This is a genomic window from Rufibacter roseus, from assembly GCF_001647285.1.
GTDB classification, from domain to species: domain Bacteria; phylum Bacteroidota; class Bacteroidia; order Cytophagales; family Hymenobacteraceae; genus Nibribacter; species Nibribacter roseus.
The window spans coordinates 67779-90935 of sequence record NZ_LRML01000010.1; the positions used below are offsets into that span (position 1 = coordinate 67779).

Consider the following 23157-nt stretch of genomic DNA (forward strand, 5'->3'; position numbering starts at 1 on the left):
AGGTTTTGCCACTGCGAGATTACGTTTTAGGGCTATTTTTCAAAAAGGAGGCTGAAAACGCGGGCTTCGGATATGTGCTTAGGCTTTTTATGAAATCCAGAGCATAACGGACTTCCTGATTTCCCATTTTTCTCCAGACTTTTCAAGGTGCAGTACTTCGCCAACGCCACATCTGCTGCCGCACATAAATTCATAGTATAACCATGCTTTCGTTTTATTGTAGTTGAAGGCAGCTTTTGAAAATTGCACCCTTATTGTTTCGCAGGTTGAACTGTTTTGGCCTAATGAATCTATGGGTGCTACTTTAAATGTGCAGGATTGAAAATCTTTAGCTGTGAAATCAGTCTGCATCGTCTTGAAACTGTCTAAATGGCTTAAATTCCATTCAGATATATTAAACTCTAAAGATTGTTGTAGTCTATGGTTCAGGTTGTCATTAGGTCGTTTAGTTGCCATGCTTTTAAATACATGAGAACCCCTCCATGCAGTATCTAAATACACAGTGCACCATTGTGCAGGATTATTGAAAGTTTTATGTTGAGCTTTGGCAAGTTCTGAATTGATTCTGGCTATTTCTTTTTTCAAACTGGCAGAATCTGCAGTGTTTTCATTAAAGGTGGTGTCAAAAGGAACATCCTTTAAATGATCGCCCAAATAATAATTGTAGAAACTAGTCTCCACCAGTTCAATGAGAGCATCATTATAAATTCTGAGCGTGGGATTATCGGTTTGGTAGACACACTCTTTTCTTACCTCCAACGGTTCTTGTTGGGTTGGTTGGCAACCAACTAATGTCAAAAGAAACAGTAGCAGGAGAAGAATGTTTTTCATTATATCCTTTGAGTTCTTTGCTTTCTCAAGCTACCATTTTCTTCTTAATATTTAGGAGTGGGAAGGGCGTTTTTCTGAAAGCTTTCCAGATGAATTGCCTATGGTAGAAAGTTTTCCCTGCTTCATGCGCTTGGGGCCATACCAGAGCCAAAAACCAGTGATGGTGAAAATAAGTAAGGCTATGCCCATTACGGTGCTGTAGGTCAACTTCAGAAAACCGCCGTCTAAGTCGAAAATTTTATCCAGAATGGAGCCGTCGTGCAGGTTTTCTATAAAGTCGGAGCGGCGGGTTTCTATGTGCAGTAGTTGGCCGGTGGCGCCGTCTAGCTGCACGCCTAGGTATTTTTCCTTGAAGAGAAATTTTACAGATCCCTTGTCAGGGCGCATGTCAATGCGGTCTAAGGTTAACTGTTCTTGCGGCCCCAGAGAGTCTTGAACGGCTTGGAAGGCAAGGGTGGTGAGGCTGTCTGCCGGTAGCCAGTCTTGTAGGTTGGTGGAGGTGCCGGAGTGCGTTTTAGCTAGAATAATACCGCCAGAATGTTTCTTCCAGCCCAGCAGCAGCCCTGTAACAGAAATAAAGAAAAAGAAGACAAACAGCAGTACCCCAGTAATACGGTGTACTTTTCGGAAATCGCGAAGCACACGCGCCTGCCGCTGTCTTTTGGTGGTGTCGGTCACGAAAAATGAAATGGATGTATTAGAATAAACTCTGTTTTTGCCAAGTTAGTGTCTTCTAGAAGTTTCTTTGTCTGTAGCAGCACTTTTTTACTGTGCCTGACTGAGCTGTAAAAACAAAAGAGCCCAGAAATGTTTCCGGGCTCTTTTTCTGAAAACAGGCCATAAACAGCCTTTCTTCTCTTGCTTAGAAGTTTGGAGAAAGCAGGTATTTGCTGTAGAAATCATCAATGACTTTCACGGCATCGGTGGCGTTGTCTACAATGTGTACCAGGTCCAGATCTTCTGGGCTGATGTTGCTTTCCTGTGTCAGCATTACATCTTTGATCCAGTCAAACAGGCCGCCCCAGTAAGACTTGCCTACCAGAATAATTGGGAATTGCCCAATTTTTTTGGTCTGGATCAGCGTAATGGCTTCAAATAATTCGTCTAAGGTGCCAAAGCCGCCCGGCATAACAATAAAGCCCTGGGCGTACTTCACAAACATTACCTTGCGAACAAAGAAGTAGTCAAAGTTAATGAGTTTGTCAGAGTCAATGTAAATGTTGTTGAACTGCTCAAACGGCAAATGGATGTTCAGACCCACAGAGCGGCCGCCCTCAGAATGAGCCCCCTTGTTACCCGCCTCCATGATACCAGGTCCGCCCCCAGTAATAACACCGTAGCCGTGGCGCACCAGTTTGGCGGCAATTTCTTCGGCCATTTTGTAGTAAGGGTTCTCTGCTTTGGTTCTGGCCGAGCCAAAAATGCTTACGCACGGACCAATTTTGGCCATTTTCTCAAAACCTTCCACAAACTCAGACATCACTTTGAAGATCTGCCATGAGTCGGCGATCTTAATTTCGTTCCAGTTTTTGTTCGTGAAAGCCTCGCGTATGCGTTTGTCATCTTCAGTGAGCAGAGGCGCTTCTTCCTGGGCTTTTTTCTTTGCCTCGGCTAAAGATTCTGCTTTATTGTCGTTGGCATTGGGTTGAACAATGGTTCTGCCGCTGCCAGCATTAGATACCTCGTCTTGTAGCTTTGTTTTACTGTCTTTTCTCAGCTTCGTCATATCTCATCTTTGAAATTAGCCTATTTTACCATACGTGTTTTGGAAAACAGGGGCGTCAATATAGGAATAGATTTTAGTATCTAGATATTAGATACTGGATTTTATAATAAGGGAATAGGGTTTGCCGATAAACGTTATCTTTTAGCTCCGTTAGATATGTTAGTCCTATAAGTAGAACATTGATAAAATCTTGCTAGTAATGTCTGACTACAAACGTCTATTTTGACCTGATAGCAATTACAGGATCTAAGTGGGCGGCAATAACAGCGGGTATAATACCCGACAGCACCCCAATCACCACCGATACGCCAAGCCCCAGCAGAATGTTGCCCGGCGTAAGGATAATCTCCAACGAGCCCATGGGAATAAAGGTTATCAATGAAACGAGCAAAATGCCCACGCCCCCGCCAATGAGGCTCAGGAAAACGCTCTCAAACAGGAACTGGAACAGAATGAAAAAGTTTTTTGCGCCTAATGATTTTTGAATGCCAATGATGTTGGTGCGCTCTTTCACTGACACAAACATGATGTTGGCAATGCCAAAACCCCCAATCAAAATAGAGAAGCCCCCAATAATGGCGCCGGCAAAACCAATAATGCCAAACATATCGCTAATGGCGTCGGCCATCATTTCAGAGCGGTTTACGGCAAAGTTGTCTTCTTCATAAGGCTTCAGACCCCTGATGGTGCGCATCTTGCCTTTTACCTCGTACTCCAGGTTTTGCAGCCCGGCATCTTCGGCTTTGCCTTTAATCATGAGCACAGGCTGTATTCCCCGCGGGCCGCTGGCAAACATCTTCCCGAAGGCGCCATACGGCACATAGGCGTTTTTGTCATTAGTAGGCATACCCTCAAATAAGCCAGCGCCCTGCTTCTCCATAATGCCAATCACGGTGAATTTCTGGCCCCTGATCCGGATATCGCCCCCTAATGGGTTGCTATGGGGAAACAAGTTTTCAGCCACCTCGGCCCCAATAATAATGACGTTGCGTGAGCCATCTACCTCCTGTTGGGTGAAATAACGACCTTCTTCAATGGGTACTTCGGCCACTTTGTTGAAGTCCATTGACACACCCTGTAGCATAATGCCACTCATGCTGTTGTTTTGGTGCTTAAAGGTATTGCCCCCGCGGCGGGCTACAATGGCCACACCCTCGGCATTTTCTAAGTTTTCGTACAGGTATTTGTACTCACGCACCGTTGCGGGTGGGCGCTGGGCAAACTTCCACCATGGTATGTTGCTGCCGTCGCTGAAAATCCAGGGGTACCGTTCCACGTACATAATGCGCTCCCCCACAAAGCTCATGCTCTGGCGTATGCTACGCTCCAGAGAATCTACAATGGTAAATACCGAGATAATGGCAAAAATACCCACGGTTACGCCCAACAACGAAAGAATAGTGCGCAACAGGTTTGATTTAAGCGCCTGCATGGCAAAGACAAAGCTCTCGTATATCAGGCGTAAATAAACCATAGAGAATGAGCGAAATATATTAGGGAGGAGTATGGGTTTGGTTGCTGCTAAACACACCAGGTGCAACTGGTTCTTTATCAGTCGTTCAAAGACGGGATTTATTACATCAAGACCTGGGCAGACTATAGAAAATAGCTATACCTACACATATTTGGGCTGAAAGTAAGATAAATTCACCTAAACTGCCTACCTTTGCCCTCTATTTCTGGAAATATTTTAATACCGTAATATTAAATATGAAATTATCCGAGTTCAAGTTTGACCTGCCAATTGAGTTAATGGCTAGCCATCCGGCCCAAAACCGTGATGAAGCACGCATGATGGTAGTGCACCGCGACAGCGGTAAAATTGAGCACAAAATCTTCAAAGATGTCATTCATTACTTTGATGAAGGTGATGTAATGGTGTCTAACAACACAAAGGTGTTCCCTGCCCGCCTGTACGGCAACAAAGAGAAAACCGGTGCTAAAATTGAGGTGTTCTTGCTGCGCGAGCTAGACCAACGCATTCACCTGTGGGATGTATTGGTAGACCCTGCCCGTAAAATAAGAGTAGGTAACAAACTTTACTTCGGCGAGAGCGATCTGGTAGCAGAAGTGATTGACAACACTACTTCCAGAGGCCGTACCATCAAATTTTTATTTGACGGTTCTGACGAGGACTTTTACAAAACCATACATGATCTGGGCGAAACGCCGCTGCCTAAGTACATTAAGCGCGAGCCGGAGCCAGAAGATCAGGAGCGTTACCAAACAGTTTACGCAGAGGTAACTGGTGCCGTGGCGGCGCCAACCGCAGGTCTGCACTTCACCAAAGAGGTATTAAAGCGTCTTGAACTGAAAGGAGTAGACGTTTCTCCTATTACCCTGCACGTAGGGTTAGGTACTTTCCGCCAGGTAGACGTAGAAGACCTGACCAAGCACAAAATGGATTCTGAGCAGTTCTTTGTGCCGGAAGAAACGAGTAAAATAGTAAACCGTGCGCTTGACGCTAAAAGACGCGTTTGCGCCATCGGAACCACTACTATGCGTGCGTTGGAGTCATCTGTGTCGGCCAACAGCCGCTTGAAGCCTAACGAAGGCTGGACTGATCGGTTCATCTTCCCTCCGTATGACTTTAAAATTGCCAACAGCCTGATCACGAACTTCCACATGCCGGAATCTACCCTGCTCATGATGGCAGCTGCCTTTGGTGGATATGACCTGATTATGGAAGCGTACCAAACCGCTATCAAAGAGAAATACCGCTTCTTTAGCTACGGTGATGTTATGCTGATTCTGTAAGTTGCATCTTCCTAAAACAAAAAGCCCCGCCGGAAAAACTGGCGGGGCTTTTTGTTTTAGGCCTGTTTTCTGAAAAAGAAGCCTAAAACAATAACTTGATTATTGCAACCTGATCAGAACCAACGGTTTAAATTTTTCAGTAGTTTGGGGCGCATTTTGTAAAAACAGCTCATAAACGCATACGCCATGCAAGGCCCAAATCTAAACACGGTTTATCCGCTGCCTCATCATCACAAGTTGGTGTTCCTGAAAAACATCATTAAAAATCCGCTAATTGAGATTGGAGACTTTACTTATTATGATGATCTGGAAGACCCTCTGAACTTTGAGAAGAATGTTCTTTACCATTTCGATTTTTTAGGAGACAAACTCATTATAGGAAAGTTTTGTGCTCTGGCCTCTGGGGTGCGGTTTATCATGAACGGCGGCAACCACGAAACAAAGCCTGTGTCTACCTATCCTTTCGGTATATTCGGAAATGGCTGGGAGAAAGTGATGGAAGGTGTTGAGCTACACGAGAAATATCCTTCTAAAGGAGACACAGTAGTAGGGCATGACGTCTGGATTGGGTTAGAGGCGGTGATCATGCCGGGCGTGAAAGTTGGTAATGGAGCCGTCATCGCGACAAAGTCTGTAGTGACCAAAGACGTACCCGACTATGCCGTGGTGGCCGGTAATCCGGCACAGGTGGTAAAGATGCGCTTCAGCCCAGAGCAGGTTCAGACGCTGTTGAACGTGGCATGGTGGCATTGGCCTGTTGAGAAGATAACCGAGCACCTGCAATTAATAAATTCCTCAGATGTGGAGGGGTTGGCAGAGGTGGCGCAAATGCTGTAGCAGGCGGTTAGGATTGTTTGAAAACCAATGGTTTATACTTGTTTTCTTTCAAAAAATTATTTGTAGCCCAAAACTGATTTTATTGAAATAATCCTAACTTTATAAAATAAACTTGTTTGTAGAGCTGGCCGCGCCGTAAAAAAGGGAGTACCATGCCTGAGGAACTTACAAGCATTTTATGTGAATCTGATGGCTTAGATAATGTGTTGAATGGGAGCGAATAACGAAAACAGCCCTACGCAGCAGCGGAGTGAAGAACAATGGAGGCAGCACAGTACCGAAGGTCATTTACCTTCTGTGGGTACTCCCGCTACTACATTTTCTTCTTCAGCTGATAATGCTGTGTCTACCCCTGATCAGGAACTAGAGCAGGCTCGCCAGGCTTTGCAAAGCATGCGTCAGGAGTTGGCAACGGTGCGGCAGGAGTTGGAAGAAGCCCGCAGGCAGATTAATCTTTTTTCTGTTGGCGGATCTGCCTTTGCTAGTACAGAAGAGCTTACCGAGTTTAGGCGTGTGCAAGAGCTGGAACGCTTAGGCAAAGAAGTACTGGAAAAAACCACTACGCCAGGCAGTACTTTAGAAGAAATCATTTCCTTTTACTTAGCAGGTATTGAGAAGATCCATGAAGGCATGATATGCTCTTGCATGCGCCTTGAGGGAAGTCAACTGTTCATGATTGCCGCACCTAGTTTGCCTGCTCCTTTTGCCTCGGCAGTAAATGGAGCTACCATAGGCAGGGCAGCAGGTTCTTGCGGTACAGCGGCTTATTTTGGCGAAAAAGTAATTGCCACTGATATTGCGCAAGATGAGAGGTGGCAGCATGTAAAAGAGCTTGCCCTTTCTTGTGGGTTGAAAGCTAGCTGGGCGTTTCCCATCATGCGCGCCAACAAATCAGTACTGGGTACCCTTTCAGTCTATTACAACCAGCCCAAAGCACCAACTCCAGAAGAAGAAGCCTCTTTAGAAAGTGTGAGTAGCCTGCTGCAGCTTATTTTGGAAAATAAATTAGCTGACCAAGCATTGCGTGAAAGCAACGAGCGGTTCAATCTGGCCGCCGCCGCCACTAATGATGCCATCTATGACTGGGCCATTCCTTCTGATGAAATGCGCTGGGGTGAAGGCTTTGAAAGAATGTTCGGGTTGGGGCGTACCAAAGAAAACTCATCTTTGGAGGCCTGGAAGAAAAGATTGCACCCAGAAGACCGTGAAAAAGTAGTAGCCTCATTAGCAGCCACTTTAGAAGATCCTGACAAAGACCATTGGGGCATGGAATACCGCATCATCAAAGCCGATGGCAATTGCAAACATGTTTCTGAGCGTGGATTTATAGTACGAAACGAGAACCGTAAAGCTATAAGAATGGTAGGGGCTTTGCAGGATGTAACAGAGCAAAAGTTAGCAGAAGAAGAGCTCCGTAAACTTTCTGTTATTGCCAAAGAAACCATTAACGGTGTAATTATACTGGAGCCCGATTTTAAAGTGCAGTGGGTAAACCATTCATTTACTAAAATCACAGGTTATACGCTAGATGAAGTGCAAGGCTCACCTCCTGGTCAATTTCTGAATGGCGAGGAAACTGACCGAGCCGTCATGCAGTACATTAGGCAGCAACTGGAAAGAAAGCATCCGTTTGAGTGTGAGCTGTTGCAATATGCCAAGTCCGGCCGAAAGTGCTGGATCAGATTACAGGTGCAGCCCCTCTTTGATGACCAAGGGCAGGTAAAAAATTTCTTTGCCCTGCTCACTGATATAACGCAGGAAAAGAAAGAGGAGCAACAGCTAAAACTGCTGGAGTCTGTCATTAAAAACGCTCATGAGGCTATTGCGGTAAGCAAGGTGTTCCCAAAGTCGAAGCTTAGGCCCAGAACTATATTCTGCAACAAGGCCTACCTTGATCTGACAGGCTATTTAGCAGAGGAAGTGATAGCCAAACAGCCCTTGCTGCTTAGCGGGCCAGAAACAGATATGGCTGCCCTGCAAGTACTGGAGCAAGCCATACAAGATACCCGAGCACATGAAACAGAACTGCTGGGGTACAAGAAATCTGGAGAGAAATTCTGGGCACATGTTTCACTGATTCCCATATTCAACAAGCAGAACCAAATCACCCACTGGCTTACCATGATGCGCGATATTTCCGCGCGCAAAGTATATGAACGGGAGCGGGAGCTTCTCATCTCTGAGCTTTCACAGAACAACGCAGATCTAAAGCAGTATTCATTTATTGCCTCGCATAATCTGAGGGCGCCCCTCTCTAACCTCAAAGGAATTGTCAACTTGATTGACATGGACAAAATGCCCGATGGTCAAAACAAGTTGCTGATAGAGAAATTCAAAGAATCTACTTTGCAGCTCAGCACTGTAATTGATGATTTGTTGGACGTGCTGGTGATCCGGAATGGGGTGGAAGTAAAGAAAGAGCGGGTACACCTGCAAGATGCCTTTGAAAAAGTAAAGGCTTCAGTAGAGGAGCTATTGAAAGAAACAGGTGCCACCCTAGAGACCGATTTTTCTGCGGTGCCGGAAGTAGAATACAACCCAGGGTACATGCACAGTATCTTGCTGAACCTGCTCACAAACGCTATCAAGTACCGCTCGCCAGACCGGAAGTTGCAAATAGTAGTGAAAGCAGTGGATTTGCAGGGACGACCCGCGCTGCAGTTTTCTGATAATGGCCTTGGTGTTGACCTTAGTCGTTTCAGAGAACGTATTTTCGGATTATACCAGCGTTTCCACAAACACAAAGACAGCAAAGGCATGGGGCTGTACATTGCGCAGTCTCAGGCGAAAGCCATGGGCGGACTGCTGCTGGTAGACAGTGAAGTGAACGTGGGTACTACTTTTACCCTGTTGTTTTAGTTGGTGCCAAGGTAATTCTTGTGATACGTTTTCGCCTTGGTTTTTGAAAAGTAGGGGTAAAACAGGGTTGCCTGCAGGCAGAGCTAACTGTAACTTGCAACGGAATGTCAGTAACAGATTTTAAAAAATACGCCATTATAGTAGCCGGTGGTTCAGGTAGCCGCATGCAGGCAGCTATGCCCAAGCAGTATCTGCCAATTGCCGGAGAACCGGTGCTTATGCACACCATCCGTAAATTTGCTGACTATGATGCGGCCATTGATGTTGTGGTGGTTTTGCCCGCTCACGAAATAGAAGCCTGGCAAGGGCTTTGTGCTGAACATGGCTTTGTATTACCCCATCAGATTGTAGCCGGCGGCGATACCCGGTTTCAGTCGGTGCAGAATGGGCTGGCTGCTCTTTTTCATGCTGATGAAGGTGTAGTGGCCGTGCATGACGGTGTCAGGCCGTTTGTAGATGCTGCTATTCTGGACAGTGCTTATCAAATGGCTCATGCAGAAGGTAGCGCAGTGGTAGCTGTCTCGCTAAAAGACTCACTAAGGAAAGTGACTGGGGGCAAAGGTGGCAAGTCTAAAGCTGTTGACCGATCAGCATTCCGATTAGTGCAAACTCCACAGTGCTTCCGGCTGCCTTTGTTGCGCCGCGCGTACGAGCAAGAGGAAATTCCTTTGTTCACCGATGATGCCTCTGTAGTAGAACGGTTCGGGCATCGTATACATCTGGTAGAGGGCAATTACCGCAACATCAAACTCACCACCCCGGAAGATCTTGTATTGGCTGAGGCATTTTTGAGAAAGCTGAAATAAGTTATTGGTGGGGAAGCATTTGCATACATATCTGATCCTGAATTCCAGAACCACAATTTCCTGATACTCCCTTTGAAAGGGCAGGTGAAGTTTACTCCTGCCAACTCACGCATTCCTAGTCTTTCTCTTAACGGTCATCCTGAGCCTGTCGAAGGATCTAACGAAGACTCTTTCTCTAGTTTCAGCTTTACCACTTGCCGTTGTTGCGAGTTATCATCAACAACTACAACTAAACTTTGTTCCTGCTCCCGATTTTCATAGCCCCCGCATATCCATGGTCTCACAAGACAGCCCTCTCCGTCTCTTTGGCTCCGTGCGCTCACGGCCGCGAGGCCCCGCCGGGTGGATTCGCACTGCCCTTTTCACTAGACCTTCGGTCTTGCCGCTAGCGCGGCACCGCTCAAAGCGAGGTGCTCATCCCCACGGCTGGTATCAGTTCCAATTCTGCCCCATGTGTTGCTCTTGAACTATGGCTGATAGTTTTCTATTAATGCAGTCCCTGGGTAGTGTCACTCGCGCTGCGCGCATCACTTTTTAGATACTTGCTGGAATGATGCTTATTGAGTGATTGCTTAAAAAACTTAAGGCAATGGATTCTCTAAAAGCTGTTGATGTGCCAAAACAGTTTCTAGCGACAAGGGTTCCAGAGTAGGCTGGGGGTGAGAAAGGTTGAGCAGGTAGCCTTGAAGAGGAAGCAAGTTGAGCAGGTCATGTGTAATGCAGAGAACCGTTTGTTGCTGTTTTTTTACCCAACTGGCCATTAAATCGAATACGCGCTTCTTGTGGTACACATCTAACTGTTGCGTGGGTTCGTCAAGTAGCACCAAGGGTGTGTTCTGGAGCATGAGCTGGGCCAGCCAAACAAGCTGCTGCTCTCCGCCAGACAAATCAGTGAAGGTGCGGTTGCTCAGGTGAGATATCTGAAGATGGTGCAGCACGGAATCTGCCTGAGCATAATCTGCAGAGGTGTAATGGTCTAGCAGTTTCTTATGCCGGAAAAGTCCCATCACCACCAACTCACGCACTAGCACCGGAAAAGCTACATTGTTTTTCTGCGGAAGGTAGGAAAGAGTTTTGGCAATGGCCCCCGTGCGCTGCGGCAAGCGCTGCCCCTGTACTAGAACCTGCCCCTGGTATGGGATCTGACCAGTCAGGGCTTTCAAAAAGGTAGATTTGCCGCTGCCGTTGTGCCCAATAATGGCTACAAATGAAGGCTCGGGAACTAAAAAAGAAAGGTTGCGGATTAACACGCGCTCTGCGTACCCCGCAACCAGTTCTTTTATTTCTAAAACGGAATCTTTCAATGAGTAATGATTAATGAACAATGATCAATAAAGCAATTATGCATTTTTGTTTAATCATTACTCATTGCTCATTAATCATTAATATTCGTCCTCGTTAAACATGAAGTCTTCTTTGGTAGGATAGTCTGGCCAAACTTCTTCAATGCTCTCATACGGCTGTCCGTCATCCTCCAGAGCCTGTAGGTTCTCTACTACCTCCATAGGGGCGCCAGAGCGGATAGAGTAGTCAATCAATTCATCTTTGGTAGCTGGCCATGGCGCATCTTCCAGGTAAGAGGCAAGTTCTAGTGTCCAATACATAGTAGTAAATCTCCTTAGTTAAGTATATCTGTTGCTAATAGTTTGCAAATCGGTGCAACGGCCTGCAAAAATAAAATTTTGTGTGAGAATTCAAACACTAAATTTTTAATGTTTTAGGCCCCTGCTAATGCAACAACACAACGCGTAAGGGCTGAAATTGTTTGCGTGAAGTGTATATTTTTTTATTTGTGACGGGCTGGTGTTTCTCCGTCTCCGGTGTTAAACAAAAAGTGAATTCCTAACTGCAAGCCTACCACCATGTTCTGGCGCAGCACATAATAATCAGGGTCTACAGGGCTTCTCTGTGACTCTGAATCTCTTATGTTCACAAAGTTGTAGTGGTAGCGGATATTGGCCGTTAGGTACGTGGCTGAGTTAAGGGAATATTCCACCCCTGTGCCCAGGGCTATACCTAAGTCATATTTATTAAAGCCGCCAATAGGTGTACCGCTGTTGTTTCTGTTGCGCTCAGCTTCATCAGTGGTAGCTAGCACATATGTGCCTGCATTTATAGGAATTGGAGAGCCGTTACGGTCATAAGTGGCATCGCGGGAAAAACGGTTTTCTTCGCGGCCTTTTTGCAGGATGCTCAGCTGCGGCCCTACATGGAAGTTAAAGCGAAGCCTACCCGTGGTGGTGTACTTGAAGAGCACCGGAATATTCCAGTACACCAAGTCAATTTCCTTTTCGCCTGTCTTGTCTCCGTTGTCATCTACAAAGTCAAAATTCTCGCCTTGCTTAGAGCGAATCAACTCTACCTGAAAGTTGTGGTTCTCATTGAACTTATAACCGGCTACAACTCCGAACGGAGCCCACTTGGTAGTAAACTTGTGCCGGTAGTTTACATCCTCATACTGTTCATCATTGATGATCCAGGTATTTTGGTATTGGGTGGTCACGCCAATGTACGGCCCTTTAATGCTTTGAGCCTGCATAGCGAGAGGAAGCAGAAGAAGCAGGGGTAAAAAGTATTTTTTCATAGCGTAAGCTTTAATGACCGTTTAGTAATACTATCGGCTTACGCATGTTTTTTTGAGGGGTTATGCTCTGGTTGCGTCGGTTATAGGTAGGTAAGGTGATGCCGCCAGTAATTTAATGGGTAGTAGAGGGCCAGGTGAAGAGTGCAGAGAGGTTTAATAACAAAAATGGCTTTAGCCTCTTGTAAAGAAGGCTAAAGCCATTGTAGGTTTTGCCGCAAAACAGGGCACCTATTGCATTGGTTTAGGCGTCTTTCTGCACTCCGTGCTTTGCTTTGAGCAGTTCAATCAGTTCAGTTTTGGTTCTGATTTTGCGGTTGAAGTTTTTGATTTTGCCTTCCAGCATGGTACGGAACGTCTCATTGCTGGGGTTAGGGTTCAGGCGGCCCAAATTAGTTTCCAGCACTTCCAGCTCTTGCTTGTCATGCTTTATGAAGTCGCGCAAGGCGTTGATGCGGGCGTGCAGCTGGTCATTAGGGCCGTCTTTGCCTTCGGGCAACGGACGCTTGCGCATATAGTGTTCCAGACTGCTTAATTCAAATATTTTATCGCAGGCAACCAGAAAGCTTTCCCACACAGCGTCAGACTCCTCTTGCTTTACGGGCCCCACTTTCTTCCAGGCGGCTTGAAGTTCTTTGGCCTTAGAAACAGCCACCTGAACCGGCTCGTTCAGCAAATCATCGGCTTGGGCTACCAGAGACTTTTTCTTCTCCAGGTTTTCCTCCAGGTACTTTTCCTTTGATTCAGTTTTCTGGCTGTTAATATGTTTTTTCAAGCGCTCAAAAAAGTGGTTGTTGGCTGCCCTGAAGCTGTTCCATAAATCGTTGGACAATTTGCGAGGTAGGGTGCCGCCAATTTCTTTCCACTGGTTTTGCAGGTCCTTCAGCTTTTTGCTCGTTTCTTCCCACTCCTCAGAATTCTTGAGGGCTTCTGATTGGGAGATCAAGGCTCTGTATTTGTCAACAGTCCGGGACAGCATGTCCTTCTTGTCTTGGAAGAATTCTTTTTTACGGGTAAAGAAAACCTCCACGGCCGCTTTAAAACGCTCTTCCAGTTCTTCCGTCAAATTTTTGTCTACAGGGCCGGTTTTAATCCAAGTCTGGCGAAGCTCCTTTAGTTTTTCAGTTGTCTCTGGCCAGTCAATGCTGTCTTGCAGGGCTTCGGCCTGCTGAATTAAGGTAATTTTAGTGGAGAGGTTTTTATTACGGTTACGGGCAATGGCCTCTTTGATTTCTTCCTCGGCGGCGGTAAGGCGGGTGTGCAGGGCCTCAAAATCGCCAATGGCGTCATATTTCTCAATCTGCTCTTTCAGGTGCAGTACCTTCATCAGAAAAGAGCCCTTGTTTTCAGACGTTTCAATTTTCTCCAGTAAGGCGTCTACTTTTTGGCGGAAGTTTTCAAAACGGTTCGCGAAGTACAGCAACGACTCTTCGGGCACTTCTTTCACTTCACCTACTTGGCGGGCAGGGTAGTGCATAAAAGGCTTTAACCAAACCTGGTTTCCTTCTACGTAGCCGTACTTGTGCGCCTCCTCAGACAAATCTTTGGTTTCCATCTACTGGATAATTAACTGAAAAATGTAAAGTCTATTTTTTCACAAGTTTATGAATTAAAGCCAATTTTCATAACCCCGCACCGCCAAATTTACGATATTTGCACACTTTGGCGGCTATGCCTGTAAAACTGACTTCTGCTTTCATACTGATTTGAGGAGGCAAGGGTTATATAGCGTTTTTGGACTGTTTTTCAGAAAAGAGGCCATAAACGCTTTACTGCCAACACGCTCTGAACCTAAGACAACTGTAACACTGCACTATGAGCAACGAAACTATCATCTTTTCTATGGCTGGGGTAAGCAAGATTTACCCACCGCAGAAACAAGTACTAAAAAACATTTATCTCTCTTTTTTCTACGGCGCCAAAATAGGCGTGCTGGGCCTCAACGGCTCTGGTAAATCTTCTTTGCTGAAGGTAATTGCCGGCGTTGACAAACAGTACCAAGGCGATGTAGCATTCTCGCCAGGCTATAGCGTGGGGTATCTGGAGCAGGAGCCGCAGCTGGATCCTACCAAAACCGTGATGGAAATTGTGCAGGAAGGCGCGGCCGAAACGGTAGCGCTTCTAAAGGAATTTGAAGAAATAAACGAAGCCTTTGCTGACCCAGACGCCGATTTTGACAAGTTACTTGCCCGCCAGGGCGAAGTACAGGAAAAGCTGGACCACCTGGGTGCATGGGATCTGGACAGCAAGCTGGAGCGTGCCATGGATGCTCTGCGCACCCCGCCGGGCGAAGCCATAGTTGGCAACCTGTCGGGTGGTGAGAAGCGCCGCGTGGCCCTGTGCCGCCTGCTGTTGCAAGAGCCGGATGTGTTGCTACTAGATGAGCCTACCAACCACTTAGACGCTGAGTCTGTGCTGTGGCTGGAGCAGCACCTTCAGCAGTACAAAGGCACCGTGATTGCCGTTACCCACGACCGTTACTTCCTTGACAACGTAGCTGGCTGGATTCTAGAACTGGACCGTGGCGAAGGCATTCCGTGGAAAGGAAATTACTCAAGCTGGTTAGAGCAGAAAGCCGAGCGTTTAGCCAAAGAGGAGAAAACCGAAAGCAAGCGCCAAAAGACCTTACAGCGCGAGTTGGAGTGGGCCCGCATGAGCCCGAAAGCCCGTCAGGCAAAGTCGAAAGCACGTTTAGGCAATTATGAGAAAATGGCCTCTGAGGAAGCCAAAGAGAAAGAGCAGAAACTGGAGCTCTTCATTCCGGACGGGCCACGATTAGGTAACGTAGTGATTGAGGCAGAAGGCCTGAGCAAAGCATTTGGTGATAAACTGCTGTTTGAAGACTTGACATTCAATCTGCCGCCGGCGGGTATTGTGGGTATTATTGGGCCAAACGGTGCTGGTAAATCTACCTTGTTCCGCCTTATCACGGGTCGCGAAAAGGCAGATGCCGGTACCATCAATGTAGGCCCAACTGTGGAAGTAGCGTACGTTGATCAGCAGCACGAAAGCTTAGACCCGAACAAGAGCGTGTTTGAAACCATCTCTGGTGGCACTGAAACCATGATGTTGGCCGGCCGTCAGGTGAATGCTCGTGCCTACGTAAGCAAGTTCAACTTCAGCGGCGGCGACCAGGAGAAGAAAGTGGGTGTGCTGTCTGGCGGTGAGCGCAACCGCGTGCACCTGGCCATGACTTTAAAGCAAGGTGCCAACCTGTTGTTATTGGATGAGCCTACAAACGACTTGGACGTAAACGCCATCCGTGCACTGGAAGACGCGCTGGAAAACTTCGCCGGTTGCGCCGTAGTCATCAGCCACGACCGCTGGTTCTTAGATAGAATTGCCACGCACATCTTAGCCTTTGAGGGCGATAGCCAGGTGGTTTGGTTTGAAGGAAACTTCTCTGACTACGAAGAAGCCAAAAAGAAACGCCTGGGTGATGTGGAGCCGAAGCGTATCCGTTATAAAAAGCTGATGGACTAGCGCCTGCTTTTGACCAGTTTTTAGAAAAAGAGCCCGGAAACGTAAGTTTCCGGGCTCTTTTTATTGGAGATGGTGAGGCTGTTGTGCTTGTTGGTGATAACACCAACAAGGGCAGAGTGCGTAGAGAGAAGAGAGAGTAAAAGGGAACACTTCTCTACCAAAGCCATCTATGGCAAAAGCTTCCTAAACCAAGTCAACCTTTTCCCAAGAAGAAAGCAGTAGTTTTATCACCATAAAAATGATTTTTGAAACCTTGAAATGAAATACCTCTTAGCCATTCTGCTTCTCTGCCTCAGTTTTGTGGGGCAATTGCAGGCTCAAACACCAGCTCCAAAGCTTACTACCTGGCAAGACATCAGCAACTTGCCAGCTCCCACTTCGGGTAAAAAGATATTCTATGGCTCAGACTCATTGCAGTTTGGGGAACTGCGGTTGCCAGAGGGGAAAGGGCCGTTTCCGGTGGTGGTAGTGATACACGGCGGCTGCTGGTTAAATCAGTTCAATTATCAGTACATGAACCACATGAGCGCGGCGTTGACTAAAGCGGGGTACGCTACCTGGAACATAGAATTCAGACGTGTGGGAGACGAGGGCGGAGGCTGGCCGAGCACTTTTTTAGATGTGGCAAAAAGCATAGATCATGTGCGGGAATTGGCAAAGCAGTTTGACTTGGACAAGAAGAAGGTAGCGGTAGTGGGGCATTCAGCCGGAGGGCATTTGGCTTTGTGGGCGGCAACCCGTCAGAAGTTGCCCCGCACTAACCCGCTGTACATTAAAAATCCGATGAAGATAAAAGGAGTAGTGTCGTTGGCGGGCATTACAGACCTGTACACGTACAGCCAGGAAAAAGGCAGTTGCAATTCAGCAGTGAAGTCTCTTATGGGCGGTTTGCCGGCAGATGTGCCAGACAGATATGCGGAAGGCTCTCCTAAGGGAAATATCCCCATGAATATGCCGGTAAAGTTGGTGCAAGGCGAACTAGACCCAATTGTGCCGGTAAGTCAGGCCGAAACTCTTGCTAATTATTCTTCTAATAGAAAGTATTTAGTGAAATTGGTTCTGCTGCCTAATGCCGGACATTTTGATTTGGTGGCACCTACCTCACCTGCCTGGTTAGCGGTGAAAGGTGCAGTTAGAGAAGTGTTATATTAGTCTCAGGAGTAAAATAACACCAACTCTGCGTTGATTATAGGGCAGCCAACCTAGGCGGCTCTTCATTTTTAACATCCAATTTTGGGTTGATTCCGTTTCTTAATAGGAGAAAGGAACAGAAAATCAAAAGAAATAGAGATGTTGAAAATGATTAGAAGAAGTTTGAAAGTGAATGTATGCCTGTTTATTTTATCCATAGCCACAATAGTAGGTTGCGCGCCTACTACCCAAGTGACAGGTACTTGGGTTAGCCCCGAAACAGCAGGAAAGACCTATGGTCAGGTAATTGTGGCAGCACTCACTGAAAACGCAGTAGCCCAGCAGACCATAGAAAGCAGCTTGCAGAAGCAATTGCAACAGCGGGGTATTACAGCCACTAAAAGCATTGATATGTTTTCGCCGGATGTAATGCGAAATGCCGGAACCAACCCAGACGCTTTGCTGGAGAGAATAAAAAGTAACCGGCACGATGCCATACTTACGGTGGCCGTGGTAGACACCGAAGTGGAGCAGCACTATTTGCCTAGCCCCAGCCCTTATTCGCCAATGGCGCGGTTCAGGTGGTACGACAGTTTTAGAGGGTATTATGGGCATATGTCGCCAACTGTATATAACCCGGGTTATTACCGTGAAGACAAAACTTATTTTCTAGAATCGAATTTATATGATGCTGATTCAGAGAAGCTGCTGTGGTCAGCGCAATCGCAGTCTACCAATCCGCTCGGGCTGGAACGGCTGGCGGAAACATTTGCGGAAGAAACCGTAAGGCAAATGCGAAGAGATAAACTGATCAGGTAATTTTGCAAAAAGTAAAAAAAAGTTTAGAACCTGTTTTTACCAAAAGAGCCCGGAAACTTATGTTTCCGGGCTCTTTTGGTTTACATTAGACGTAAGACACAAGAAAAGTCTTGTGTCTTACGTCTAATGTCTTGTATCTAAAATTTTACTGCTTTTTAGCTTGCAGGTCCATTTCAATGTTAACGGTTTCAGAGATAAACTTATCGCCTAAGGTTTTGTCGTTGCCGTAGTTCATTTTCCACTCGCGGCGGTCAATGTCAAAGTTGGCTTTAGCCTTAAGGGAGTTTTCATCCTGCTCAACGCGAGCCGGGAAAGTGATGTTCTTTGTCTCGCCCTTCAGGGTAAAGTTACCGCTCACGTTAAAGTTAGCGCCTTCTACAAGAGAGGTATCGCCTTCAGATGGTTTATAAGGGGCAACGTTGGTGATTTCAAATTTGGCGGTGCCAAAGTTATCGGCATCAAAGAAGTCGCCGCTCATTAAGTGCGGACGTAATTTAGTGTCAATCATTTCACCTTCTTCTTCCATATCCATAGAGGTGATGTCAATCACAAAGTTGCCTCCGGTAATTTGGTTGCCTTCTACTGATACAGTGCCAGAAGCAAGTTTAAACGTGCCTGGGTGGTTCTTGCCCACACCATGCCCAGTAAAACGTATTTTAGAGTTGGCAGTGTCTACCGTAAAGGTCTGGCCTGCTGCGTCGGCGGCTTGTTGGGCATCGGTAATAGTGGCACTATCGCCTTTAGGCGCTTCGTTACAAGAAGCAACAGCCAGAGCGGTAGCAAACGCGAAGCAGGTGGTTTTTAAAAAGGTGAATTTCATAGCGTGTTAAGGTTTGTTAAATAATGTATCTACACGAATTAAGTGAAATGAAATATAGTTTACAACGATAGCCAGCAATATTAGTTGAATTTAATGTTTGACAGCTTGATCAAAATTGCCTCCTGTATTGAAAAAACATGGCTAAAACCTTCGCATGCATTAAAAGTTCAGGCATGTGCTGCCTCACAATTTTGAAAAGTTTATTCAGCCGAAACCTGTTCAGGCTCGGGAGAAACTGAGCCTATTGGGTTAAATGGGTACAGTATGATCAGACAGAAAAGGGTAGTAGCGCCCAACTCCAGCAACTCCGCATTTTTGCCCGACGGACATAAGCCAATTAACACAAACAGCAGAAGGAAAGAAATAATTTGGTAAACTCGGGGGACTGGCACTGCCCAACTGTTTGCCAATGATCTAACCCATTGTTTTTTGCGGTAAAGCCACGGGAACACTAACAAGTAAAAGGCTATTGCTACGGTTAAAAGCTGTGAGAAAATAAGTTTATTCACCTTCACGCCATCTACCACCATGTTGTGCAGGTTCATTTCTTGCTGAGCATTATAGGTTTTGAAAAAAGAGGAGCTCTGGATGTTGAAGATGCGTTGTCCCCAGCTAATTTCTTCGCCTAAGGCAAATAAACTGAACAGGGCAATAAATACAGTGCTGGCTATCATTTTGCCGCTGAGGGAGCCCCTCCTATAAATTATTCTTACAAGGCAGGCTATGGAAACCACCGCCAAGGGTAATACCGTAAGCCATTCAATTAGCCCGTCTTCTACGGTGTACACATCTTCAAACCACTCTTTATCTGCGTAAGCTGAAATCACGCCTATGCTCACCAAGCTAAACATGAGTAGCAGAGAGAGTTTTTCGGGCAATGAAAGAAGAGAAAAGCTTTTTGTTTTAAATAAGTTGCCAACGTAGCTAGGCGCGGAGGGAGAGGAGGAAAAATAACCCATAGGAATAGTAGTTAAGATGCTGCTTAAGTGCCACCAATCACTAGGTTAACGAAGAAATACTATATATGGTCTATAATATCTTTACATGAAGCAAAATTGGGTATTTCAGATTGCTTGATGCTTAACGGTTAAGATGAAATCTTTTGTGAGAGCTACAGCATTATTGGAAGTAATGCCAAGACAAGCGCTATTACAGAACCCAAGATTCAATGATGAAATTACCAAAAAGGAAAAGGCGTTTTCGGGGTGTTTTCCCGAAAACGCCTACAAAACAGATCGGCTGAAATAGGGCCAGCAGATCGGACAGAATTAATTAAATACGCGGCCGTTCACCTTCTTAGCCTTGCGGTTGTTTTTAGATTTAGTTTTAGAATCTGCTTCTACCGGAGCAGCCGGAGTTTCTACCTTGGCTACAATTGGAGCACCGTCTGGGTCAAGCTCCACCACTTCATAGCCTAATTTCTCAAGGCCAGGTTTGATAGTGGCTTTGTCTCCTACCAGCATGATGCTCATTTTCTCTACCTGAAGGTGTTTCTTCGCTAGTGCGTTGATCTCCTCTTTGGTGATGTTCTGCAGGATCTCATTTTGCTTGGCCACATAATCAGGCTCCAGGTTGTAGCGCAGCATGTTGTTCAGGAACGAAGCCTTCTGGAACGAAGTCTCGTAACGGCGGGCATCTGACTGCCCAATGGCGCTCTTCATAAAGGCCAATTCCTCGTCAGTGATTCCTTCTTCTCTGAACCGCTTGATCTCCTTCATGAACTCTACCACGGCGCTGTCAGACACGTTAGAACGCACACCGGCATAAGCCGTGTAAGGACCGGCAGACTCAGTGCCGGAGAAGTATGAACCGGCTCCGTAGGTGTAGCCTTTGTCTTCGCGCAGGTTCAGGTTGATACGGCTATTGAAAGCGCCACCCAACACATAGTTCATTAAACCAGCTTTGTAGTACTCGCCAGTGGCGTCATACGGCATGGCCATGTAACCGATTCTGATTTCAGACTGAGCCGCTTTCTCTTTGTCTACAATAAACAGTTTAGTTTTGTCTATGGCAGCCAATTTAGCCTCGGCAGGCATGGTGACTTGCTTAGGAGACCAATTGTTCAAAAATGCCAGCTTAGGCATAATCTGGTTCTGCTCCACGTCGCCCACAATTACCAGGTTAGTCACGCTTGGCGAGAAGTAAGTCTTGTAGAACTTCTTCACGTCGTCCAGCGTGATGCTTTCAACGGTTTGTATAGTGCCCACTACCGGTATGGCCTGAATATGGCCTTCGCCGTAAAGCACTTTGTTGTACACGTTGTTGGCAATAACTGTAGGCTGGGTGCTCTGGTTTTTGATGGCCTCCAAACGCTGCTTTTTCAGGCGGTCAAAATCTTCCTGAGAGAAGCGTGGGTGGAACATACGCTCCTCCAACAAGGCCAATGTGGCGTCTAAGTTTTTGATCTGAGACTGAACCGACACGGTCATGCTCTCTGAGCCGCTTCCAAATGAAATAGAAGAACCTAATTTCTCAAGTTTGGTGCTGATTTCCTCGGCTGTGAATTTCTCCGAATCCTCGTTCAGCATAGAAGCCATAAGGGACGCGATACCCGCTTTTGAAGGATCATGCGCCTCTAACTTATGCCCGCCTTGTAGCGAGAAGAACAAGGTAACTGTAGGGATTTCATCGTTTTTAGTACCAATTACTTTGATGCCGTTGGCCAGGTTCTGCTTCCAGAACGGAGGCACATTGATAGTAGGGTTGGCACCTGGGGCCGGACGCTTGCTGCGGTCAAAGGTATCTTTTGCCTTGTTGTATTTCAGGCCGGCGTACTGATCGGCTGGGGCTTTGTAGCCAGCTTTGTCAATGGTGTAGTTGTCTTTGGCGGCCACCATTTCAGGTTTTCCTTTTGGTACCACGCTTAAGATAACCGCTTTCTTGCCCTGAATATACTTTCTGTACACCCGCATAACATCGTCTTTGGTGACAGCGCGGTGAGCCTGTAACTGCTTGGTTAGGAAGTTAGGGTTGCCGGTGAACGTTTGGTAAGAGGCAAGGGTAGAGGTTTTGCCGCTCACGCTGGAAAGGCTGTTGATAATGCCAGCTTCGTAAGACGCTTTGAAACGCTCCAGGTCATCATCGGTGACGCCTCTTTTCTCAAATTCTACCAGTGCGTTGCGTAGCTCTTTTTCCATGTCAGCCAAGGTGTGGCCCGGCAGTGGAAGTGCGGTTAACGTAAATTCACCAGCTAATTCTGAGCAAGGGTGCCCGGCGTTAGCCTGAACTGCTTTTTGTGCTTTGGTCAGGTTTTGGTAAAGAATAGAAGTTTTGCCACCGCCGATAATCTCAGCCAGTACATCTAACGGAACCTCATCTGGGTGATAGTTAGGCACGGTAGGAAATACCATCTGAATAAGCGGGAAGCGGATATTGTCTTCATAAGACACATAGCGGTCTTGGGTTAGCACCGGTGCCGGCAGCTTCATGTTTTTCACCTCAGGCCCGCGCGGAATAGATCCGAAGTATTTCTCGGCCAGCTTCACTACTTGCTCAGGAGTTACGTCACCGCCCACGGTTAAGGTGGCGTTGTTTGGTCCGTACCAACGCAGGAAGAAGTTCTTCAGATCGTTTACGTCTACGCGGTTCAGGTCTTCAATGTAACCAATCACATCCCATGAATAGGGGTGGCCATAAGGGTACAGCGTACGGTAAATGGTTTCACGGGCTTGGCCGTAAGGCTGATTGTCTACGCTCTGTCCGCGCTCGTTTTTCACGGTTTCGCGCTGCACCTCAAATTTCTTCTGGGTAACGGCGTCCAGCAGGAAGCCCATGCGGTCAGCCTCCAGCCACAGCGCGGTCTCCAGCTGGTTTCTAGGCACAGTCTCAAAATAGTTGGTGCGGTCGCGGTTGGTGGTTCCGTTCAGCGTTCCGCCTGACTCAGACACAATCTTGAAGTGCTCCTCGTCGGCCACGTTGTCTGAGCCCTGGAACATCATGTGCTCAAAGAAGTGGGCGAAGCCAGATTTGCCAATTTCCTCGCGGGCGGAGCCCACGTGGTAGGTCACGTCAACATGCACAATAGGGTCAGAATGGTCTTCGTGCACCACCACGGTAAGCCCGTTGGGCAGCACGTATTTCTCGTACGGGATCATCAACTCTGATCCCTTGCGGGTCACTTTCTCTACCAGCTGAGTTTGCCCCGGCTTCGCTTTAGAAGTGGCGGTAGTGGTAGTTTTCTTTGCTGGAGTAGCCTTTTTCTGGGCCTGCACTTCTGCCTGCGCCAACAGAGCGGCAGCCAGCAAGAAGGCCATTGTGCTCTTTTTTGCCATAAAGGGTTAGTTAAGGTGTAAAGGGTGTGTGGCATTAGTATGCCTCTGTGCCTGTTTATTACAAAAGCACAGGAAATAATTTATTTAAAAATAAAGTAATTTTTGAATATCATGCCTTTTGCTCCTAAAAGCATTGTACTAAAATAATTTGGTGCAGCTAACTTACCGGGTGCGTTTTTAGGCTGTTTCTTGAAAAACTAGCCTGAAACACAAATTCATTCAAATAAAACAAAAGT

18 protein-coding genes are annotated in these 23157 nt (G+C 46.7%); 7 read left to right on the forward strand and 11 right to left on the reverse strand.

Annotated features, from left to right (window positions below):
- Nucleotides 1-87 precede the first annotated feature (87 nt).
- The 4 genes from A8O23_RS15200 to A8O23_RS15215 all read right to left on the reverse strand — a co-directional run bounded on the left by A8O23_RS15200 (nt 88) and on the right by A8O23_RS15215 (nt 4031).
- Nucleotides 88-831, reverse strand: a complete 744-nt coding sequence (locus A8O23_RS15200; protein ID WP_066622806.1) for a hypothetical protein — start codon at nt 829-831, stop codon at nt 88-90.
- A gap of 51 nt (nt 832-882) precedes the next feature.
- Nucleotides 883-1509, reverse strand: a complete 627-nt coding sequence (locus tag A8O23_RS15205) for a PepSY-associated TM helix domain-containing protein (protein WP_066622809.1) — start codon at nt 1507-1509, stop codon at nt 883-885.
- A 184-nt stretch (nt 1510-1693) separates the two neighbouring features.
- Nucleotides 1694-2557 (reverse strand): LOG family protein, encoded by an 864-nt coding sequence (locus A8O23_RS15210; protein ID WP_082883094.1) that lies wholly within the window; start codon nt 2555-2557, stop codon nt 1694-1696.
- 217 nt (nt 2558-2774) lie between these two features.
- On the reverse strand, nt 2775-4031 hold the full coding sequence (locus tag A8O23_RS15215; RefSeq protein WP_066622812.1) for an ABC transporter permease: 1257 nt from the start codon (nt 4029-4031) through the stop codon (nt 2775-2777).
- Between the two features lie 236 nt (nt 4032-4267).
- Between A8O23_RS15215 and queA the strand changes: the two genes are divergently transcribed.
- From queA to A8O23_RS15235, 4 genes are all read left to right on the forward strand, one after another.
- Entirely contained in the window at nt 4268-5314 is a 1047-nt protein-coding gene (gene queA / locus A8O23_RS15220; RefSeq protein WP_066622814.1) for a tRNA preQ1(34) S-adenosylmethionine ribosyltransferase-isomerase QueA, read from the forward strand.
- 186 nt (nt 5315-5500) lie between these two features.
- Nucleotides 5501-6151 (forward strand): CatB-related O-acetyltransferase, encoded by a 651-nt coding sequence (locus A8O23_RS15225; protein ID WP_066622816.1) that lies wholly within the window; start codon nt 5501-5503, stop codon nt 6149-6151.
- Nucleotides 6152-6361: 210 nt separating this feature from the next.
- Nucleotides 6362-9010 carry a PAS domain S-box protein gene (locus A8O23_RS15230; protein ID WP_066622823.1) on the forward strand — a complete coding sequence of 883 codons (2649 nt, stop codon included), beginning with the start codon at nt 6362-6364 and terminating at the stop codon, nt 9008-9010.
- Between the two features lie 104 nt (nt 9011-9114).
- Complete coding sequence (locus A8O23_RS15235) at nt 9115-9816, forward strand: 2-C-methyl-D-erythritol 4-phosphate cytidylyltransferase (protein WP_066622826.1); 702 nt, start codon at nt 9115-9117, stop codon at nt 9814-9816.
- Nucleotides 9817-10397: 581 nt separating this feature from the next.
- Here the strand turns inward: A8O23_RS15235 and A8O23_RS15240 are convergent.
- The 4 genes from A8O23_RS15240 to A8O23_RS15255 all read right to left on the reverse strand — a co-directional run bounded on the left by A8O23_RS15240 (nt 10398) and on the right by A8O23_RS15255 (nt 13952).
- Nucleotides 10398-11120, reverse strand: a complete 723-nt coding sequence (locus tag A8O23_RS15240; protein ID WP_082883095.1) for an ABC transporter ATP-binding protein — start codon at nt 11118-11120, stop codon at nt 10398-10400.
- Between the two features lie 78 nt (nt 11121-11198).
- Nucleotides 11199-11420 carry a DUF2795 domain-containing protein gene (locus A8O23_RS15245; protein WP_022821757.1) on the reverse strand — a complete coding sequence of 74 codons (222 nt, stop codon included), beginning with the start codon at nt 11418-11420 and terminating at the stop codon, nt 11199-11201.
- Nucleotides 11421-11602: 182 nt separating this feature from the next.
- Nucleotides 11603-12400, reverse strand: coding sequence for a porin family protein (locus A8O23_RS15250; RefSeq protein ID WP_074988405.1), 798 nt, complete (start codon nt 12398-12400; stop codon nt 11603-11605).
- 241 nt (nt 12401-12641) lie between these two features.
- Nucleotides 12642-13952: a DUF349 domain-containing protein gene (locus A8O23_RS15255; protein ID WP_066622832.1), complete on the reverse strand. Its 1311-nt coding sequence runs from the start codon at nt 13950-13952 to the stop codon at nt 12642-12644.
- A 260-nt stretch (nt 13953-14212) separates the two neighbouring features.
- Between A8O23_RS15255 and ettA the strand changes: the two genes are divergently transcribed.
- The 3 genes from ettA to A8O23_RS15270 all read left to right on the forward strand — a co-directional run bounded on the left by ettA (nt 14213) and on the right by A8O23_RS15270 (nt 17830).
- Nucleotides 14213-15880, forward strand: a complete 1668-nt coding sequence (gene ettA, locus A8O23_RS15260) for an energy-dependent translational throttle protein EttA (RefSeq protein WP_066622834.1) — start codon at nt 14213-14215, stop codon at nt 15878-15880.
- Nucleotides 15881-16138: 258 nt separating this feature from the next.
- A complete protein-coding gene (locus A8O23_RS15265) occupies nt 16139-17032 on the forward strand; it encodes an alpha/beta hydrolase family protein (RefSeq protein WP_082883096.1) in 894 nt (297 codons plus the stop codon).
- Between the two features lie 147 nt (nt 17033-17179).
- Complete coding sequence (locus A8O23_RS15270; protein ID WP_082883099.1) at nt 17180-17830, forward strand: DUF4136 domain-containing protein; 651 nt, start codon at nt 17180-17182, stop codon at nt 17828-17830.
- Between the two features lie 145 nt (nt 17831-17975).
- Here A8O23_RS15270 and A8O23_RS15275 read toward each other — a convergent pair whose 3' ends face one another.
- The 3 genes from A8O23_RS15275 to A8O23_RS15285 all read right to left on the reverse strand — a co-directional run bounded on the left by A8O23_RS15275 (nt 17976) and on the right by A8O23_RS15285 (nt 22921).
- On the reverse strand, nt 17976-18650 hold the full coding sequence (locus A8O23_RS15275) for a YceI family protein (protein ID WP_066622836.1): 675 nt from the start codon (nt 18648-18650) through the stop codon (nt 17976-17978).
- A gap of 200 nt (nt 18651-18850) precedes the next feature.
- Nucleotides 18851-19609, reverse strand: coding sequence for a hypothetical protein (locus A8O23_RS15280; RefSeq protein WP_161486750.1), 759 nt, complete (start codon nt 19607-19609; stop codon nt 18851-18853).
- 309 nt (nt 19610-19918) lie between these two features.
- Nucleotides 19919-22921 (reverse strand): M16 family metallopeptidase, encoded by a 3003-nt coding sequence (locus tag A8O23_RS15285; protein WP_082883097.1) that lies wholly within the window; start codon nt 22919-22921, stop codon nt 19919-19921.
- Nucleotides 22922-23157 lie beyond the last annotated feature (236 nt).

Excerpts from the sequence above, each read along its gene's own strand:
- A8O23_RS15230 (WP_066622823.1), top strand. The coding sequence starts at position 6,362 with ATGGGAGCGAATAACGAAAACAGCCCTACGCAGCAGCGGAGTGAAGAA.
- ettA (WP_066622834.1), top strand. The coding sequence starts at position 14,213 with ATGAGCAACGAAACTATCATCTTTTCTATGGCTGGGGTAAGCAAGATT.
- A8O23_RS15265 (WP_082883096.1), top strand. The coding sequence starts at position 16,139 with ATGAAATACCTCTTAGCCATTCTGCTTCTCTGCCTCAGTTTTGTGGGG.
- A8O23_RS15215 (WP_066622812.1), bottom strand. The coding sequence starts at position 4,031 with ATGGTTTATTTACGCCTGATATACGAGAGCTTTGTCTTTGCCATGCAG.
- A8O23_RS15210 (WP_082883094.1), bottom strand. The coding sequence starts at position 2,557 with ATGACGAAGCTGAGAAAAGACAGTAAAACAAAGCTACAAGACGAGGTA.
- A8O23_RS15275 (WP_066622836.1), bottom strand. The coding sequence starts at position 18,650 with ATGAAATTCACCTTTTTAAAAACCACCTGCTTCGCGTTTGCTACCGCT.
- A8O23_RS15285 (WP_082883097.1), bottom strand. The coding sequence starts at position 22,921 with ATGGCAAAAAAGAGCACAATGGCCTTCTTGCTGGCTGCCGCTCTGTTG.
- A8O23_RS15270 (WP_082883099.1), top strand. The coding sequence starts at position 17,180 with ATGATTAGAAGAAGTTTGAAAGTGAATGTATGCCTGTTTATTTTATCC.
- A8O23_RS15250 (WP_074988405.1), bottom strand. The coding sequence starts at position 12,400 with ATGAAAAAATACTTTTTACCCCTGCTTCTTCTGCTTCCTCTCGCTATG.
- A8O23_RS15225 (WP_066622816.1), top strand. The coding sequence starts at position 5,501 with ATGCAAGGCCCAAATCTAAACACGGTTTATCCGCTGCCTCATCATCAC.
- A8O23_RS15280 (WP_161486750.1), bottom strand. The coding sequence starts at position 19,609 with ATGGGTTATTTTTCCTCCTCTCCCTCCGCGCCTAGCTACGTTGGCAAC.
- A8O23_RS15255 (WP_066622832.1), bottom strand. The coding sequence starts at position 13,952 with ATGGAAACCAAAGATTTGTCTGAGGAGGCGCACAAGTACGGCTACGTA.
- A8O23_RS15235 (WP_066622826.1), top strand. The coding sequence starts at position 9,115 with ATGTCAGTAACAGATTTTAAAAAATACGCCATTATAGTAGCCGGTGGT.
- queA (WP_066622814.1), top strand. The coding sequence starts at position 4,268 with ATGAAATTATCCGAGTTCAAGTTTGACCTGCCAATTGAGTTAATGGCT.
- A8O23_RS15200 (WP_066622806.1), bottom strand. The coding sequence starts at position 831 with ATGAAAAACATTCTTCTCCTGCTACTGTTTCTTTTGACATTAGTTGGT.
- A8O23_RS15245 (WP_022821757.1), bottom strand. The coding sequence starts at position 11,420 with ATGTATTGGACACTAGAACTTGCCTCTTACCTGGAAGATGCGCCATGG.